The 17,213-nt window shown below is 68.7% G+C and carries 15 protein-coding genes and 1 tRNA gene; 9 read left to right on the forward strand and 7 right to left on the reverse strand.

Annotation, left to right across the window (positions count from 1 at the left end):
• Window positions 1–6: 6 nt before the first annotated feature.
• A complete protein-coding gene (locus tag FVQ89_RS05710) occupies window positions 7–1,308 on the reverse strand; it encodes a sugar ABC transporter substrate-binding protein (RefSeq protein ID WP_255513444.1) in 1,302 nt (433 codons plus the stop codon).
• 125 nt (window positions 1,309–1,433) lie between these two features.
• On the opposite strand from FVQ89_RS05710, the gene FVQ89_RS05715 reads away from it, so the two are divergent.
• Together FVQ89_RS05715 and FVQ89_RS05720 are read left to right on the forward strand one after the other, a co-directional pair.
• Window positions 1,434–2,060 (forward strand): TetR/AcrR family transcriptional regulator, encoded by a 627-nt coding sequence (locus tag FVQ89_RS05715; RefSeq protein WP_147900900.1) that lies wholly within the window; start codon window positions 1,434–1,436, stop codon window positions 2,058–2,060.
• An 82-nt stretch (window positions 2,061–2,142) separates the two neighbouring features.
• The gene (locus FVQ89_RS05720) at window positions 2,143–2,505 is read left to right on the forward strand and encodes a hypothetical protein (protein ID WP_147900901.1); all 363 of its coding nucleotides are present in this window, start codon (window positions 2,143–2,145) and stop codon (window positions 2,503–2,505) included.
• On the opposite strand, the gene FVQ89_RS05725 is transcribed toward FVQ89_RS05720, so the two are convergent.
• Window positions 2,502–3,665: an SLC13 family permease gene (locus FVQ89_RS05725; protein WP_147900902.1), complete on the reverse strand. Its 1,164-nt coding sequence runs from the start codon at window positions 3,663–3,665 to the stop codon at window positions 2,502–2,504. The two genes, FVQ89_RS05720 and FVQ89_RS05725, sit on opposite strands and share 4 nt — an antisense overlap.
• Window positions 3,666–3,775: 110 nt before the next feature.
• On the opposite strand from FVQ89_RS05725, the gene FVQ89_RS05730 reads away from it, so the two are divergent.
• The 3 genes from FVQ89_RS05730 (at window position 3,776) to FVQ89_RS05740 (ending at window position 8,443) form a co-directional block, all read left to right on the forward strand.
• A complete protein-coding gene (locus tag FVQ89_RS05730; protein ID WP_147900903.1) occupies window positions 3,776–4,231 on the forward strand; it encodes a GNAT family N-acetyltransferase in 456 nt (151 codons plus the stop codon).
• Window positions 4,232–4,428: 197 nt separating this feature from the next.
• On the forward strand, window positions 4,429–8,265 hold the full coding sequence (locus tag FVQ89_RS05735) for an AAA family ATPase (RefSeq protein ID WP_255513445.1): 3,837 nt from the start codon (window positions 4,429–4,431) through the stop codon (window positions 8,263–8,265).
• A complete protein-coding gene (locus FVQ89_RS05740) occupies window positions 8,246–8,443 on the forward strand; it encodes a hypothetical protein (RefSeq protein WP_147900905.1) in 198 nt (65 codons plus the stop codon). The genes FVQ89_RS05735 and FVQ89_RS05740 overlap by 20 nt, the downstream gene beginning before the upstream one ends.
• A gap of 79 nt (window positions 8,444–8,522) precedes the next feature.
• Here the strand turns inward: FVQ89_RS05740 and mscL are convergent, their stop codons facing one another.
• From mscL to FVQ89_RS05755, 3 genes are read right to left on the reverse strand one after another with little or no spacing between them, the layout of a single operon-like run.
• The gene (gene mscL, locus FVQ89_RS05745) at window positions 8,523–8,924 is read right to left on the reverse strand and encodes a large conductance mechanosensitive channel protein MscL (protein ID WP_147900906.1); all 402 of its coding nucleotides are present in this window, start codon (window positions 8,922–8,924) and stop codon (window positions 8,523–8,525) included.
• Between the two features lie 8 nt (window positions 8,925–8,932).
• Window positions 8,933–9,238 carry an FmdB family zinc ribbon protein gene (locus FVQ89_RS05750; RefSeq protein ID WP_147900907.1) on the reverse strand — a complete coding sequence of 102 codons (306 nt, stop codon included), beginning with the start codon at window positions 9,236–9,238 and terminating at the stop codon, window positions 8,933–8,935.
• Window positions 9,239–9,277: 39 nt separating this feature from the next.
• Entirely contained in the window at window positions 9,278–9,865 is a 588-nt protein-coding gene (locus FVQ89_RS05755) for a 5-formyltetrahydrofolate cyclo-ligase (RefSeq protein WP_147900908.1), read from the reverse strand.
• Window positions 9,866–9,925: 60 nt separating this feature from the next.
• Between FVQ89_RS05755 and galU the strand changes: the two genes are divergently transcribed.
• From galU to FVQ89_RS05775, 4 genes are all read left to right on the forward strand, one after another.
• Window positions 9,926–10,858, forward strand: coding sequence for a UTP--glucose-1-phosphate uridylyltransferase GalU (galU, locus tag FVQ89_RS05760; RefSeq protein WP_147900909.1), 933 nt, complete (start codon window positions 9,926–9,928; stop codon window positions 10,856–10,858).
• Between the two features lie 98 nt (window positions 10,859–10,956).
• Window positions 10,957–11,601 carry a GNAT family N-acetyltransferase gene (locus FVQ89_RS05765; protein ID WP_147900910.1) on the forward strand — a complete coding sequence of 215 codons (645 nt, stop codon included), beginning with the start codon at window positions 10,957–10,959 and terminating at the stop codon, window positions 11,599–11,601.
• A gap of 73 nt (window positions 11,602–11,674) precedes the next feature.
• Window positions 11,675–12,736: a hypothetical protein gene (locus FVQ89_RS05770; protein WP_147900911.1), complete on the forward strand. Its 1,062-nt coding sequence runs from the start codon at window positions 11,675–11,677 to the stop codon at window positions 12,734–12,736.
• A 47-nt stretch (window positions 12,737–12,783) separates the two neighbouring features.
• Window positions 12,784–12,856 (forward strand) — tRNA-Ala (locus FVQ89_RS05775).
• Between the two features lie 253 nt (window positions 12,857–13,109).
• On the opposite strand, the gene FVQ89_RS05780 is transcribed toward FVQ89_RS05775, so the two are convergent.
• A complete protein-coding gene (locus tag FVQ89_RS05780) occupies window positions 13,110–16,769 on the reverse strand; it encodes a P-loop NTPase fold protein (RefSeq protein ID WP_147900912.1) in 3,660 nt (1,219 codons plus the stop codon).
• Between the two features lie 88 nt (window positions 16,770–16,857).
• Window positions 16,858–17,133, reverse strand: a complete 276-nt coding sequence (locus FVQ89_RS05785) for a SinR family protein (RefSeq protein ID WP_147900913.1) — start codon at window positions 17,131–17,133, stop codon at window positions 16,858–16,860.
• Window positions 17,134–17,213 lie beyond the last annotated feature (80 nt).

Consider the following 17,213-nt stretch of genomic DNA (forward strand, 5'->3'; position numbering starts at 1 on the left):
GCGTGACTACTGGCCCGTGCCGATCGAGGTGGCGCTCTGCTGGATCGTGTCGACGGCGGTGGCCGCATCCGTCTCGCCGCGCGCGACCTTCTCGAGCTCCTGGTCGATGACCGCCGAGACCTGCGCCCAGGTCGGGATCGCGGGCGGCGCCTTCGAGTCGCTCAGCTGCTCGCCGAACACGCTCAGGTAGGGGTCGTCGGCGAATACCGGGTCGTCCCAGGCCGACTGCACGCTGGGCAGGTCGGTGGAGATGTCGTACCAGGCCAGCTGCGTCTCGGGCTGGCTCAACCAGCGGACGAACTTCCAGGCGGCGTCGCGGTTGGCGGCGTCGTCGAAGACCGCGAGGTTGCCGCCGCCGGTGAAGCTCGTGCGGTTGGTCGCGCCCGGGACCATCGCGACGGCGAACTTGTCCATGAAGTCCTCGCCGCCCTGCTCGCGCAGGAGGCTCACGTGGTACGGACCGGAGAAGAAGGACCCCACCTCTCCGTCGATGAACTTCTGCTCGATCTCGCCGCCCTCGAGTCGCACGGGCTCGGCGAGGCCGTCGTCGAAGAAGGATGCGTAGAACTCGAAGGCGTCGGTCCACGCGGCGTCGTCGAACGCGAACTGTCCGTCGTCGGTGAGGATGTCGCCGCCCTGCTGCCAGGCGAACGGGGTGATGTACTGCCACGAGTCGAACCCACCCGGAGGCAGGGAGACGCCGGAGGTGGCGCCCTGGTCGACCATCGCGGCGGCGAAGCCCGAGAACTCGTCCCAGGTCTCGGGGGCGTTGACGCCCGCAGCCTTGGCCATGTCGGTGCGGTAGTAGAGCACACGGGTGTCGACGTACCACGGCACCCCGTACGCGGTGCCGTCGACGACCGTGGTGTCCCACGAGCCGGGGAAGAAGGTGCTCTCATCGACGAGCCCGTCGGGGGTGGGCTCGAAGGCGCCCGTCGCCCCGAACTCGCCGACCCAGGTCGTGCCGAGCATCGTGATGTCCGGCGTCGAGCCGCCGGCGATGGCAGTGGCGATCCGGTCGTGCGCGCTGTCCCACGGGACGGCGGTCACCTGGATGTCGGCATCCGGGTTGTCCTTCTCGAACTCGGCGGCGAGCTGGTCGAGCACTTCGCCCTCGTTGCCCATCGCCCAGATCTCGACGGTGCCGGTGGCGGGGGAGTCGTCGATCGCACCCTTGCTCTCGGGTGCGGAGTCGCTGCCGTCTCCGCGGCCGCATCCGGTCAGCGCGAGCGTTCCCACGGTGAGCAGCGCCCCCGCGGTGAGGATGCGGCGCTGCCGCGTGCCCCGGTCGGATCTCCATCGATTCATGTCGGCCTCCATTGGTCGTCCGCGAGGGTGCGGATTCAGTGCTCGCCCGCCGTTCGGTGCGGGCGTATTTCGAAAACCTAACACATGTGTGGTTTTTGTCCAGGGGTGCGAGTAGATTCTGTGGAATGACTCCCGAGGATGCCTCCCGACGCCGCGGCAGCTACCCGAAAGGGCAGGTCAAGCGGCAGGAAATCGTCGACGCCGCCCTCGGGGTGTTCGGCAGCATGGGGTGGAACAGTGGCTCGATGCGCGAGATCGCGAAGCGCGTGGGGCTCACCCCGGCGGGCCTCCTTCACCACTTCAAGTCGAAAGAGGAACTGTTCGCCGAGGTGCTGCGGCAGCGCGACCAGAAGGTGCAGGCGGCTGCGGGAGACGTGACGGAGTTCCACCTGATCGATCAGATGCGCAACGTCGTCGCGTACAACCAGACGACGCGCGGCCTCACCTCTCTCTATACGGTGATCTCCGCCGAGGCGACCGCGCCCGAGCATCCGGCGCACGCGGACTTCGCTCGGCGATACGCCGAGAACGCCACCTCGACCACCGAGGTGCTGGAGCACGCGCAGCGAGACGGCCTCATTCGCGACGACATCGACCCGGCGCACGCGGCGCGTCTGATCGCGGCCGTCATGGACGGCCTCCAGCTGCAGTGGCTGCTCGACGGCGACATAGACATGTCTGCGGCGTTCGAGGACTTCCTGCGGGGGTACCTGCGGCCGGTGCGCGGGAACCAACGGGTTAGTCGAGCGTGATCCGTGCCCCCCGACGTGGTGATGCCGCTGCGGGTGCACGCTCGGATAGCGTTCTCGCGTGGGACGGGCCGAGACACGACGAGTGAGAGACCTCGTCGCGACACTCATGTGGAACGTGCCCGAGTTCCAACCGCGGGCGGGTGTGCTGCCGCCGAACCCGGACGGGCTGGTCGAGTCGGCCGAATTCGACGTGCTTCCCGGCATCCGCGTGGTGCTGTTCCCTCATGCGTCGGAGTGGCGCGCGCTGATCGTCCAATTCGGGCCCACCGGCCAGGCCACGGCGACCGTCGAGCACCAGCTGCGTGCCGGAAACGATGAGGAAGCCCCACGGTGGGCCATGCAAGTGTTCCGCGATGTGCTCGCATCCGTCGTCGCAGGCGGCCCGGAGTCGCCCGTGCCGCAAGAGCGGCTGACGAAGGTCACCGGGCTGATCGACCGCGTCTAGCTCGCGGACGCCGTCGCAGCCACAGCCAGGGTTGCCAGCACCACCGTGACGGGCGCGGCGACGAGCCCGAGCAGTACGTATCGCCGCCAGGGCATTTCCACGCCGAGCGACGTCAGCCGCTGGTGCCACAGGAGCACCGCGAGCGACGCCCACGGCGTGATCAGCGCGCCCGCGTTCACGCCCACGAGGAGCGCCGCGATCCGGGCGGGGGAGTCGGCGATCGGCTCGAGCGCGAGGTAGGCGGGGAGGTTGTTGACCGCGTTCGCGGCCGCAGCTCCGGATGCCGAGAGGCGCAGCAGCGCATCCGGTGAGTCCCCTCCGCCCGCGATCGCCGCGACCGCATCCGTCAGCCCGATCGCGTGACCGGCGCCGACCACCAGGAACAGTCCGCTCGCGAACACCAGGAGGCCCCACGGCACGAGGCCGAGGCGCACGGATTCACGCTGCCGCACAGCGAACACGGCGAGCAGCACGACCGCCGCGCCGGTCGCCGGGATCCACACCGGGATCCCGCTGACGAGCAGCGGAAGCAGGAGGCCCACCACCACGGCTGCGGCGCGGAACGTGACCGGATCGCGGGGTGGCTCGGATTCCGCCGGGGTGTAGCGAGTTCCGATCTCCCGCCGGAACACGACCGCGATGATCGCGCTCGGCACGACGATCGCGACGACCGCCGGCGCGACCATGAGCGCCGCGAAGCGACCCGGATCAGAGAACCCGAGCGCGTGCTCCGCGAGCAGGTTGGTGAGGTTCGAGACCGGCAGCAAGAGCGAGGCGGTGTTGGCCAGCCACACCGTCGTGAGGGCGAACGGGAGAGGCGGGTATCCGTGGTGGCGCGCGAGCAGCACCACGACGGGCGTGAGGAGCACGGCGGTGGTGTCGAGCGAGAGGAAGACGGTGCAGGCCACGGCCAGCAGCACGACGAGCACCCAGAGCGCCCATCCGCGGCCGCGCGCGAGGCGGGCGAGGCGCTCGGCGATGGCGGCGAACAGCCCGGCGTGGTCGGCGAGTTCCGCGACGACGGTCACCGCGACGGCAAAGAGGAGGATCGGCCAGACGCGCTCGCCGATCGCGGCCGCCTCGTCGAGCGGCAGGAGCCCCGACGCGACGGCGACGCCCCCGAGCACCAGGAGCCCGCCCCCCACGATCCCGAGCCGCACCGCACGAGCGTAAGCCCCCATCCCGCGAGATGTCCCTTTCGGGTCATCTCGTTCGTTGAAACCCGCACTTTTAGACATCTCGCGGGATCGGGGGCGGGGAGAATGGGGGGATGCGGGTGGAGTTGGGAGACCTGGGGGATGCGCGGGTGCGGCGGCTGCTCGAAGATCACCTTGCGGACATGTTCGCCACGTCGCCGCCCGAGAGCGTGCACGCGCTCGACGTGAGCGGCCTGCAGCATCCGTCGGTCACGTTCTGGGTGCTCGCGGACGGCGAGCGGATGCTCGGCTGCGTGGCGCTCAAGGAACTCGACCCCGCGCATGGCGAGCTCAAGTCGATGCGCACGGATGCCGCGGAGCGCGGGCGGGGCCTTGGCCGGATGCTGCTGGACCACGTGCTTGCGGAGGCGGGCAGCCGGGGCTACGCCCGCCTGAGCCTCGAGACCGGTTCACAGGAGTTCTTCCTCCCGGCGCGCACCCTCTACGCGCGGGCGGGTTTCCGCGAGACCGCCCCGTTCGCCGACTACGCCCCCGACCCGAACAGCGTCTTCATGACCCTCGACCTCTGACCGCATCCGCACCCCACCCCACCCCCGATCCCGCGAGATGTCGAAAAGTGCGGGTTCTGACCAACGAGATGACCCGAAAGGGACATCTCGCGGGATCGGGGGAACGTGTTTCGTTGCCGGGGTCGCGGGGGGAGCGCACCTATCGTGGCCATGTGTGGCCTGCCAACCGACGGGATGACGACTCAGAGGAGAACCCGATGAGCATCGACGCGACCCCGCATCCGGCGACCGCGCCGCTGCTGACTGCCGCCCCCGCGGCCCGTGATGTTGCAGAACCGGCGCGAGACGCCTGGCGCGCGGAGCTCTCCGAACTCGGCGGGCCGTCGCCCCTGATCCATTTCATCGACGCGCCGACGACGCGCATCGAGCTCTCCACCACCCACCCGGGCGGGCTCGCGCGGTTCATCACCGGCAAGAGCACCCTGCTCTCACAGCTCATCCGCGACGACCTCGCCCTGCGCTCTGCACGCATCGCCGCCGAGCGGATCACCACCCGCAGCCTCGAGCTCGCCACCACCCGCGGCATCGACGCGGTGCACCTCGGCATCGGCGTCGTGCGCTGGGTGTACGCCGGGGTCGAGTTCTGCGCCCCGCTGCTGCTGCGTCCGCTCGCCATCCGCCGCCACGGACGTGACTTCGAGCTGCGGCTGCGCGGTGCCGCCCAGCTGAATCCGTCGCTCGCCCGAGCCCTCGAAGCGCAGTACGGCATCTCGCTCGACGCCGAGAGCTTCGTCGCGCTGTCGGATGAGGACGGCACCTTCAAGCCGAACGCCGTCATCGACCAGCTGCGCCGCCTCACCGGCCACCTCGGCGAGATCGTCGTGCAGCCGCGTCTCGTGGTGAGCTGCTTCGCCGAGGTCGCGCCCGACCTGATCGCGGATGCCGTCGACCTCGCGCATCCGGTGCTCGACGCGCTCGCGGGCGATGCCACCTCCCGCTGGGCCCTCGAGGAGGCGTTCCAGCCGGTCGACCCGGTGGACCCCGACCGCCGCGACCCCTCGACCGACGTGCTCGTGCTCGACGCCGACTCCGAGCAGGAGCACATCGTCGCGCAGATCGCCGCGGGCAACTCGCTCGCGGTGCGCACGATGCCCGGCACCGGTGCCACGCAGACCATCGTGAACGCGCTCGGCGCGCTCGTCGGGCAGAACAAGCGCGTGCTCGTCGTGAGCCCGCGGCGGGCGAGCCTGCGCGGCATCTCGCAACGGCTCGCGGATGTCGGCCTCGCCGGCATCGCCGTCACCCCCTCGACCCTGCGGCGAGACGTGGTGCGCGGCATCGCGCGCGCCGAGAAGGCATCCCAGCCGCAGCTCACCGAGGTCGACGAGGCGCTCGTGCGTCTTCGTAGCGTGCTCATCGACTACCGCGAAGCGCTCTCGCGACCCGACGACACCCTCGGGGTGTCGGTGTTCGACTGCGTGGCGGAGCTGTCGCGACTGGCGCTGCTGCCGCATCCGCCGTCGTCGTCTGCGCGTCTCAGCGCATCCGCGGTGCAGCGGCTCTCGGGCAACCGCAACCGTGCCGCGCACGTCATGGTGGAGGCCGCCCGCCTCGGCGAGTTCCGCTACGGCCCGGGCGACTCGCCCTGGTACGGCGCCCAGTTCTCGTCCGGTGAGGACGCCCTCCGCGCCCACGCGATCGCGAAGCGCCTGCACACCGAGACGCTGCCGCGCCTGCTCGTGCGGGCGAACGAGGTCATCGGTGCCACCCGGATGCGGCCCTACACCTCGGTCGCCGAGCTCGGCATCTACCTGCGGCTGCTGCACGACCTGCGCGACACCCTCGACCGCTTCGAGCCGGCCGTGTTCGACCGCTCGCTGTCGGAGCTGATCGTCGCGACCGCTCCTCGCCGCGACGCCCCCGAGATGAGCGGCGTCAACCGTCGCCGCCTCCGCAAGCTCGCCAAGGAGTACGTGCGCCCCGGCATGCACGTCGGCGACCTCCACGAGGCGCTCACCGCGATCCAGTCGCAGCGCATCCTCTGGCAGCGCTACGTGACGGCGGGCGTCACCCCCGAGGTGCCGACTGGCGTCTCGGATGTGCAGGTCGCCTGGCAGCAGGTGGCGGCCGACCTCGCCGAGCTCGACGGCCCCCTCGGGCGCACGGCGCGCGAGACGCAGCTCGCCACGCTGCCGCTGCACCAGCTGGCCGAGCTGCTCGCCGAGCTCGCGGCCGACTCCGACGCGCTGCACAACCTGCAGGAGCGCAGCACCCTCATGCAGGAGCTGCGCGACCTCGACCTCGACGAGCTCATCACCGACCTCTCGGCCCGGCACGTTCCGGAAGACCGTGTGGAGGCCGAGCTCGAGCTGGCCTGGTGGCGCTCGGCTCTCGACGGTCTGCTCGCCGCCGACCGCGCCCTGCTCGGCGCGAAGACGGATGTTCTGCAGCGCCTCGAGGCCGACTTCCGTCTCGTCGACGAGGCGCACTCGCAGGGCAGCGCGGCGCTTCTCGCGTGGCAGTTCGCCGAGAACTGGCGCATCGGCATCGTCGACTGGCCCGACGAGGCGGCGGCTCTCAAGCAGCTGATCATCGACGCGCGGCTGACCTCCGAGTCGCTCCAGCGGCTCGCGCCGCACCTCTCGCGCACGGTCGCCCCCGTGTGGCTGGCCTCGCCGTACGAGGTGGCGCAGATCACCGACACGATGACGATCGACACCGTGATCCTGCTCGACGCGGGTGCGACGACCGTCGCCGAGAACGTCGGCGCGATCCGCCGCTCCAAGCAGGTGATCGCCTTCGGCGACCCCGTCACGCAGACCCCCGCGACCTTCCGGATCGGACTGGAAGCTGGCGAGGCGTCGCCCGTAGCCGTCGCCTACCCGTCGCCGCGCGCCATGCCGGTGCGCACCGAGGCGGATGCCGACGACGCGCTCGAGGCCGACGACGACGCCCAGACGGATGACGCAACCGGCCCGACGCTCATCGAGCCCCCCGCACCCGTCACGGAGCCCGCCGAGGCCGCCCCCGTTGACCTCCACGGACGGTCGGCGTTCGCGCAGCTCGCCGGCGTGCTCCCGACCCTGACCCTCACCCGCAGCTACCGCGCGGGCGGCGAGGACCTCGCCGAGCTCGTCAACCGACGCTTCTACGGTGGACGGATCGACGCGCTCCCGTGGGCGGGGTCGTTCCTCGGTCACGGCAGCCTCTCGCTCGACTACATCGAGAACGGCACCGGCCTGCCCGACCCCGACACCGGCGCGATCGAATCCGTCGACGCCGAGGTCTCGCGCGTGGTCGAGCTGGTCGTGCAACACGCCACGAGTCGCCCGCGGGAATCGCTCATGGTCGTCACCGCGTCCGAGAAGCACGCCGTCCGCGTGATGAACGCCGTGCTCGCGCGCACCGCGACGCATGCCGAGCTCAACGCGTTCGTGCTCGGCGAGAGTGCGGAGCCGTTCACCGTGCTCCCCGTGGAGCGGGCCGTGGCCCACAGCCGCGACCGCGTCGTGTTCTCGCTCGGATACGGTCGCACCCCGCACGGCCGTGTGCTCTCGGACTTCGGCCCCCTCGGGCAGCCCGGCGGCGAGCGCCTGCTCGCTGTCGCCATGACGCGTGCCCGGCGTTCGCTCGTGATCGTCACGTGCGTGAAGCCCGGCGACCTCGACGAGGACCGCATGAAGCATGGCGCCGTCGCGCTCGCCCAGCTGCTGGGTGAGATCGTCTCGCGTCGCGCGGAGCCGCCGCTGCCGGATGACTCCGACCCGATGCTCGTCGATCTCTCACGTCGCCTCGAGGCACGTGGCCTGCGGGTCGCCCTCGGGCACCGCGGCAAGCTCGGTCTCGTCGCCGCGAACGGTGGCATGTGCGTGGTCGTCGACACGGATGCGGTGCTCACGGGACGCAGCCTTCGCGAGGCGCTCCGCCTCCGTCCCGAGGTGCTGCGCCGCCTCGGCTGGCACTACGCGCGCGTCCACTCGTTCGAGCTGTTCGCCGATCCGGACGGCGTCGCCGACCGCATCGCGCGCACGGTGGGCCTCGCCGGAGGCCCGATGACCGAGGAGATCCCCGTCGTTGCCGCCCGCACCGTCTGACGACAGCACGCAGGACGATCACGCGGAGGCCGCGCCGCGCTCAGTGCGGCGAGTTCGCCGCCGGGTGACGACGGATCCGCCGCCCGGCAGCGATCCGCATCCGGATCCCGAGCCGACCCGCCACGGGTCGCAGGAGAACGACGAGCGGATGCGCCGCGACAAGCCGCCGCACTACTGAGCGCTACGGGCGCGGTGGGCGCGGTGGGCGCGGCGGGCGCGGCGGAGCCCGGTAGCCGCCGAAGCCGCGCCCGCGGACCCTACTTCTGCTCGGCGAGCAGGTCGCGGATCTCGGCGAGCAGCTGCGTCTCGGTCGGGCCGGCCTCTTCCGCGGCGATGCCCTTCTGGGCCGCCTGGCGTTCGCGCAGCTTGTTCACCGGTAGCACGAGCACGAAGTAAACGACCGCGGCGACGATGAGGAAGTTGATCGCCGCCCCGATGACCGCACCGAAGTACATGGTCGACTCCCCGCCGCTCGTGGTGGGGATGGAGACGGGCAGCGCCTCGTTGAGCGAATCCGCCTGGAACAGGGCGCTGATCGCGGGGTTGATGACGGAGGTCACGATCGAGTTCACGATCGCGGTGAACGCGGCGCCGATGACGACCGCGACCGCGAGGTCGATCACGTTGCCGCGCAGGATGAAGTCGCGGAAACCCTTCATGGTGGCTCTCATTCTGTCGAGGTGGTGCTCGCCGCGGCGGGGGCCGGGGAGCTGGATCCCGATCCGGAGCCGGAACCCGAGGACGACCCCGAGCCCGATCCGGAGGAGGACCCCTCGGACGACGACGAGCCCGCCGCCGCGCGCGAGTCGGTGCGGTAGAAGCCGGACCCGTTGAAGGTCACCCCGACGGATCCGTAGAGCTTGCGGAGCGCGCCGCCGCACGCGGGGCAGATGGTGAGCGAGTCGTCGGTGAACGCCTGCTGGATGTCGAAGGCGTCGCCGCACGCGGTGCAGCGGTAGGAGTAGGTGGGCATCGGTTCTCTCGGAGGTCGGGGTGACGGGAGGGCGTGAGGTCAGTCGTGCGCGAAGGCGGTGATCCCGCCCGGGGTCACCGCCCCGTCGACGGGCATGTCGTGGCGTTCGGTGGGCACCTCGTCGACGAGCTCGTCGTCGTAGATGACCGCGTAGACCGGCGGGCAGCCCTCCATCGAACCGAGGGTCTTGTCGAAGTATCCGCGGCCCCACCCCATCCGCATGCCGTCGCGGCCGACGCACGCGGCCGGCACGAGGATCAGGTCGACCCCGTTGATCGCGATCGGCCCGAGCAGCTCGCTCGTGGGGGTCGGCATCCCGAGGATGTCCTGGTCTTCGTCGGCGCCGTCGTAGGGGGCCCAGTCGAGCAGGCCGTCCTCCCGCGAGACGGGCAGCAGAATCCGGATGCCGCGCTCGTCGGCCCACCGCAGGAAATCGCGGGTGTTGGGCTCGTCGGGGGTCGAGAGGTACGCCGCCATGAAGTGCACGTCGAGGTCGGTGGCGAGCTGCATGAGGTGCTCGGTGAGGGACGACGCGGCGCTCTCGCGCTCGGTGCTCGTACGGATCCGTCGTCGCTCGCGCAGCTCGGCGCGGAGCGCGCGCTTCAGATTGCCGGGTTCGTCCGTCACAAGGATGATTGTAAAAGGCGCGTAACCTGTCGGCACGGTAGCGCCAGATAGCCTGGGGACATGGCTACTCCCGCGCCCGTCTCCAAAGCTGTCATCCCCGCCGCCGGACTCGGTACGCGATTCCTCCCCGCCACGAAGGCGATGCCGAAGGAGATGCTGCCCGTCGTCGACAAGCCGGCCATCCAGTACGTGGTCGAGGAGGCGGTCTCCGCCGGTCTGCACGACGTGCTCATGGTCACCGGCCGTAACAAGAACGCGCTCGAGAATCACTTCGACCGAGCAGGCGAGCTGGAGGCCGTGCTTTCGAGCAAGGGCGACGACGAGAAGCTGCAGAAGGTGAACTTCGCCACCGGGCTCGCCGATGTGCACTACGTGCGTCAGGGCGACCCGAAGGGTCTCGGGCACGCGGTGCTGCGCGCCAAGATGCACGTCGGGCACGAGCCGTTCGCGGTGCTGCTCGGTGACGACATCATCGACGAGCGCGACCCGCTGCTCCCGCGGATGCTCAAGGTCCAGAGCGAACTCAACACGACCGTCGTCGCGTTGCTCGAGGTCGACCCCTCGCAGACCCACCTCTACGGCATCGCGACCGTCGAGCCCACCGACGAGGAGGACGTGGTGCGCATCACGGGACTCGTCGAGAAGCCGGCACCCGGCACCTCGCCCTCGAACCTCGCCATCATCGGCCGCTACGTGCTTCGTCCGGAGATCTTCGACGTGCTCGAGCGCACGGAGCCGGGCAAGGGCGGCGAGATCCAGCTGACGGATGCGCTGCAGGAGCTCGCGAGCGGCCCGAGCTGGAGCGGCGGCGTGCACGGTGTCGTGTTCCGCGGTCGCCGCTACGACACGGGCGACCGTCTCGACTACCTGAAGGCGATCGTGCAGCTCGCGGTCGACCGCGAGGATCTCGGCGTCGACTTCCGTCCGTGGCTGACGTCGTTCGCGGCGCAGCTGGGTGCGGCTGAGGCGCCTCAGGACGGCGAGGACGGCTGAGCCGAGCCCGTTCGGCGTATCCGGTGCGTCCATCCGGCGCGCCGCATGTCCGCGTGGCCGCCTGATGCGGCCCCGATCCCAGTAGTCTGACGCCCAATATGGCGACTCCGACCCTGAGCGATGGACCGGTCACGATCCGGCCGATCCGCATCCGCGACGCGCGTGCGCTCGAGCATGAGCTGGTGCGCAACCGCGGGTGGCTCCGGCAGTGGGAGGCGACGAACCCGCACGGTCCGGCCGGGTTCGATGTGAAGGCCTCGATCCGGGCGCTGCAGTCGCACGCGCGCACGGGCGCCGGGGTGGCGTTCGCGGTCGAGTTCGACGGCGAGTTCGCCGGGCAGCTGAACGTGTCGTCGATCGCCTACGGCTCGCTCTCGTCGGCCACCATCGGGTACTGGGTGGCGGAGCGGTTCGCTGGGCGCGGCGTGACGCCGACGGCGGTGGCGCTCGCGACCGACCACTGCTTCTTCACGCTGGGCCTGCACCGCATGGAGATCTGCATCCGCCCCGAGAACGCGCCGAGTCTGCGGGTGGTCGAGAAACTCGGCTTCCGCTACGAGGGGCTGCGCCGCCGCTACATCCACATCAACGGCGACTGGCGCGACCACTTCTGCTTCGGGCTCGTGGTGGAGGAGGTGCCGCAGGGGGTTCTGCGGCGCTGGAAGGACGGCCGCGCGCCGGAGTCGGTGGCGCGGATCCCCGAGGACGACCTGCGGGCGTCGACCCGCCCGCTGCGGTACTGAGCAGCGCGCCGAGTCTCGCGCGCGCTCGCCGCGCCTCACCGGCCGACGCGCGATCCGCTCGTACTCTGCTCGCATGGATCTCTCGGGCGCCGGTACCGGCATCATGGTGGCTCTCGCCGCCGTGCTGTGGTTCCTGTACCTGCTGCCGAGCTGGGTTCGCCGCCGTGAGTACCTCGCGACCGAGCGCAACGCCACACGTCTGCAGCGCGCGATGCGGGTGCTCGCGGAGGCGGCGGAGGTGCCGGATGAGGTGCGCGTCGAGGTGAGCGCTCGCGAAGCGCTGCGCCGCGAGAAGCTGCTGCGCGCCGAGCGCCGTCGCCGTGACGCGGAGGAGCGGGCCGAGCTGCGTGCCGCGACGATCCGCGCGCGCGAGGCCGAGATCGAGGCTGCCCGGGTGGAGGCTGCCGCCCGCGCGGATGCTGCCCGGGTCGCCGCCGCCGAGGCGCGTGCCGCGGAGGCTCGTGCGATCGCCGAGCCGCGGCGCGAGGTGTCGCGACCGGCCGTTCCCGTTGTGGGGCCGTTGCGCCCTGTGGCGTCGCGCGCTCCTCTCAACCGCGCCCGCCGGCTCGCGGGGCTGCTCCTTCTTGCCGCCCTCGTGACGGCGGTGGTCCAGGTCTGGCTCATCGCGACGACCGGCGCAGTGGCTGGGTCGTGGCTGGTGCTCGCCGGATGCGCCGCCGCGGGTGTGGCATCCCTCTCGCTCCAGCGGGCGATCATCGCTCGTGCGCGTGCGCGTGTGCTCGCGGTCGCCCAGCCGGTTCGTCGACGCACAAGCTCGACGCTGCTGGATGCGGAGCCGCTGCCCGCTCCGGTCGAGCGCGAGTGGACTCCCGTGCCGATCCCGAAGCCGCTCTACCTCGAACGTAACGATCCGCCGCGCGTGCCGGTGGCGCCCGCGGTGAGCGCCGAGGAACTTCTCGCTGCGGCCGCCGCGGAGGCGGAGCGCGCGCTTGCGGCGGCGCACGCGGAGCCGGAGGTCGTGCGCTTCCCGGCGCGCCCCGCGGCTGCTCCTGCCCCGGCAGCGGCACCGGTTGCGCCCGCCGCTCAGAGCCGTTTCGCGCAGATGGGTGTCGTCGGGGATGTCGAGCAGCAGCTCGACCTCGACGAGGTGCTGCGCCGCCGTCGCCTCGGCTGACCGGTCAAGCACCCCGCCCGCAGGGTGATATCGTGTTCAGGCAGTCCGGGCCCATGGCGCAGTTGGTAGCGCGTCTCGTTCGCAATGAGAAGGTCGGGGGTTCGAATCCCCCTGGGTCCACCGACGAGACAGGCGATGAGACAGGTTGAGGATGCCCTGATCAGGGTGTTATCTCGTGACTCATCGGTACATGGAACGTGGTTTGAACTCAAGCCGTTGTCGCATGCAGAAGAGTTGAGAACGCCCCTGGTCCTGTGACCAGGGGGCCTTCTCTTGATTGTCGTTCTTCTTCGTCAATCAGGGCGTCGAGTGGCTCGCAGTCAGGGCTTTATCGGAGGATCAGGACCTCAACTAGTCACGGCGTGCCCTTTGGCTAGTCGCCCGAGAAGATCCTCTGTACGAGGGTCTTCTGCGGTCTCAAGAGACCGAGACTTTCGAGGGTCCGGAGCTCGGTCCTGCTGACCGTTTTAGCTCCGCGGATCCAATTCTCGAGTCGATTGCGGAGACCGCCGACTTGGCGCGGGGTGAGCTGCGGTGCTGCGGCGGCGAGGAGTGCGGCCACCGTTGGCGCATCACCAGCGTGACCGGCCGCGACCAGGCTCTCGGCCGCGTCGACTGCTTGTCGTGCAAACGATGCAGCTGAGCGCGGAAGCGTAAGGAAGTCGCGTGCGAGCTCGGCGCGCGCGCCAATCGTCGGGCCAGATCCGATCGCGTTCGCAAGCTCGGTCGAGAAAGCATCGGTGACACCTCGAGATGCGATTCGACTGAGTACATCGCGGTCGACGTTCGCGCGACGAGACACGCGCCATGCGCGAGATCGCATGTCCGCATCTGTGGCCGCCGAATAGCTGGTCCAAGCAGCACGTGGCACGGATCTCAGGGAGAAAGCAGGGCTCGTCTTGCTGAGCTCGTCGGCGGGCGGGCCAGTCTGCACCCATGTTGCCACGAGTTCAGCGGTCGGAGTGGGGGTCAAGGCGATCAAGGTGGCCCATGGAATCCTCGGCGAGGAGTCTCGTCCCCCTGAGCCGCTCTGGGCGGCCAGAGTCACTGTGAGGCGGTGGAGGTCGCCATCGGCAGGGTCAGCCGGGTCCACGCCGAAATCGGAGTCGGCGATGGCTGCGAGTCGTGGCTCGCTTTCGTCACGGAGCCGCCGGACGATCCGCGTCACGTCGTCGGCATCGGCGGCGTGTTCGAGACACCCGACGTAGGCATTGACTGCTGCTCGGTCGAGTTCGTCTTCGTTGGACTTCAGCGACTGGAGAACTGCACCCAGGTCGAGCAGGGAATGGAGACGATCTGAGTCGAACTCGTCCCATTCGTCGCAGTTCTCGATGTACCGCTCGATGAGCTCGTCCAGGTCTTCGCCCTCTTCGAGGAGCGGCGCGATTGCTTCAGCGTTCGCGATCGCATTGGTCCTGGCTTGAGTATCTCCGGTCGTGAGTGCGCGTTCGACGACCGCCACGAAAGCGGCGCGAGCATGCTTTGGTGCCGCGGGCCCGGACGTCAATCGATGGCGCCACCGGGCGGCCGCGTGCTGAGGTAGTGCAGCGACGGCTTGCAGCAACTCGTTGTTATGTAGCTCATTCAGACCCGCCTCCTTGTCGCGATCGATCAATTCATCGTGGAGATCGAGTGCCCACTGGTTGGTCTCGCCGACTTGACGGAGTACTGAGAGGACTTCGATGCGGAACGGGCTCTCTGGGCGGAGGTCATCCCAGCCAGCGACAACCTCGCGCATGGCGGTCTCACGGTCGGTCACTCCTTGGTTGTAGCTCGCTTGCGCGGCCGTGTTCTTGGTCGCCGCTGCGGCGATTGCTGCTGCAGTCTGAGCCTCGGGCGCGACCCGCGCCGGCTCCTTCAGTATCAGTTGACCAGGCAGTTTCGCGGCGATGGCAGGGGGCACATCGACCTCAAGCTCATCGGCGCGATGTATCAGTCTCGTCAAGCCTCCGGGCGCCGCGCGGATGTCGCGCACGACGCGGTCTGCCAACGTACTTGCGGCCTCCGCGAACTGTTGGTCAGTTGTTGATCTGAGTAGCTCCTCGACCACTTGAGGGAACGCTTCGTCGGCGTAGTCCTCGACGTTGTCCAAGAACAGATGTACGACTTCTGTGTCGAATAGGGTTGCCATCGCTCGGGCATACCCTTGGTATCCGCGCGGAGAGATGTTCGGAACGATGTCGTCATCTTCGGCCAGCGATCGTTCCCAGAGCCCTAGGAGAATGGCCGACGTCTCCGCATCCACGAACTCCATTTTTTGAGAGATCTCACCGGCCAGTGAGGTCCAAAGTTGAGCGACGTCGATGGTTTCTTCGCCCTCGAGCTCTTCGGCGAGATAGACGATGGCTCGGCGGCGATCTTCGTCGCCAGCGAGGTCCAGGACCGCCATCGTGTCGGCGCGAGGAGCGTCGCCCGCGAGGATGAGGGCGTTGTACACGTCGGCGTCGTCGAAGCTGACCAGCCCGCCGGAGTGCATGAGCATAAGGTCGGCCTTCGGGATCGCGCAACGCATTTCCACGAGCTTCCGGAGGTACTTGTCGAGGTTTGCGGCTAGACGCGCGGACACGGCACGGCGTCGGCTTTCACCGTGAAGCCGATCGCGGACGATGAGGTCGAGGTCCTTACCAGTGGGGGTGGCCTCGTCTTCGGTGTCATCGTCGAGCTCGTCGTCCGCGACCTCTGGAGATTCCACGATCGAGGGTCGGTACTCTTCGTAGACCTCGAGCGCCGATCGGCTCGTCGGTGGGGTCCCGTCCGCTAGTGCTTGCAGAAGCGCGGGGTGGCGCTCAGCGTCGGCGGCCAGTTGCGGGAACTCGGTCTGGATCGTGGTGAACGCGGCGATCTCTTCAGCGCGGGCGAGCCAGTCGAACCCCAGCCGTTCGAGGATGCGGACATTGACAGCGAAATCGTTGAGCAGCACCTTGGTGCGGCGCGGACTGGTGATGTGGATCGGCGACAAGATCGAGACGACACGGCCAAGGGTCCGAGGCGAATGTCCGCGTAGTTCGCCCCAAAGCCCATCCCGTTCCTGAACGAGAGAGAGCGCGTAGCGGCGGAAGGTGTGGACGCGCTGAGGTGGGAGCGATATCTGGAACTGGAAGATCTTGTCGAGGTATTCACCGCTCGTCTCGTAGTACGGACTGTCATCTCGTTGCGGAACGACGTTCTTGAGGTGCCCGGCGATCGTTGCGGAAACTGCCTCGCGGTCGAAGGCCACGACGAAAATGCATCTGTCGTGGCCAAGAAACGTGCGCAAGCCCTCGAGTGTGGTCATGACGTCCGCGGGGCTGCACCGGTCGAGCTCATCGATGAAGACAACGCATCGTGTGCCGGGCTTCACTACGTCGTCGAAGAGGCGACCGAACTGGGTCACGTAACTCGGTGCTGATTCCTCGACCGTCACTTTCGACAGCTCGAGAACAGTCGTAACTCCGATCCCGAGAAGAGTCCCGCCGACGGCGAACCCCGACCAATCCTTGAGGTTGATCGCGAGAGTGGGCCAGAACGACACCATCGGGTCGGATGCATTCATGAACAGCGAGAAGATCACCGGCGGAACCACGAAGACGGCGAGGAACGCCAGTGCGACGGTGACGCCCGTCCGGCGCTTCGACCAGCCGTCGAAGAATCGCTTGAAAGGGAGGTTGACGCTTCGAGTGGTTTGGAAGAGCTTCTTCGCGACGTCCTGGTTGGCGCCCGACACTTGTCGAGCGATCTCGTTGAGAAAGTTGGCGTGGAACGCGGTGCCGGCATTGCGCCAGGCGTCGAATACTACGGGCGTGACGCCATCGTCTACGCGTTCGAGCTCTTCTCGCAGAAGCCCGAAGAAGCTGCTCTTCCCTGAGCCCCACGGGCCGAACAATGCAATGTTGAGCCGACCGCTTTGAGAGGCGGCGAGCTCGGCGACACGGCTCGCGACGGCACGATGGTTGAGGAGGTCCTCGTTCTCAGTGATCTTCCCGTTGGCGATCCGCTCGAGCGTTTCGTCAGGAATCAGGTCAGCTGACGTGAGCGGCTGGCTGGCCATCTGCATATCGCTCCTCTGCGGTAGCTGCAGGTCGGATTGTGCAGCGCGCACAACCCTATTGGTTGCCTCCGATATCAGGGGCCCCGCGATGACGCTACGACAAATGCTTCTTGAGCCACTCACTCCCGCGAGAACTGAATCCGGTCCAGGCGGCCGCACCCTTCAACTCGACGACCAGGAGTTCGTCATCCCCATCGAGCCCGGCGGCTTTGATCTCATCTCGAATTTGCCTTACCGGCTTCTCGGTGCGCAAAATCCACGTGCTTTCGAGGTGGTGCCACCAGGTGCCTTCACCCTTGATGTACTCGTGAACGTCGGTGTAGTCCTTGCCTGAGTTGTTGAGGTCGTAGCTGATTAGGACTGCACGCATGGATCCCCTCCGTGAGCAATCGTGCTGGGCACCTCGTCGGAAACCGCCCGGCCTATGAATGAAGACGCTATCCGGCGCTC

Source organism: Homoserinibacter sp. GY 40078 (genome assembly GCF_008017545.1).
Taxonomy (GTDB): domain Bacteria; phylum Actinomycetota; class Actinomycetes; order Actinomycetales; family Microbacteriaceae; genus Homoserinibacter.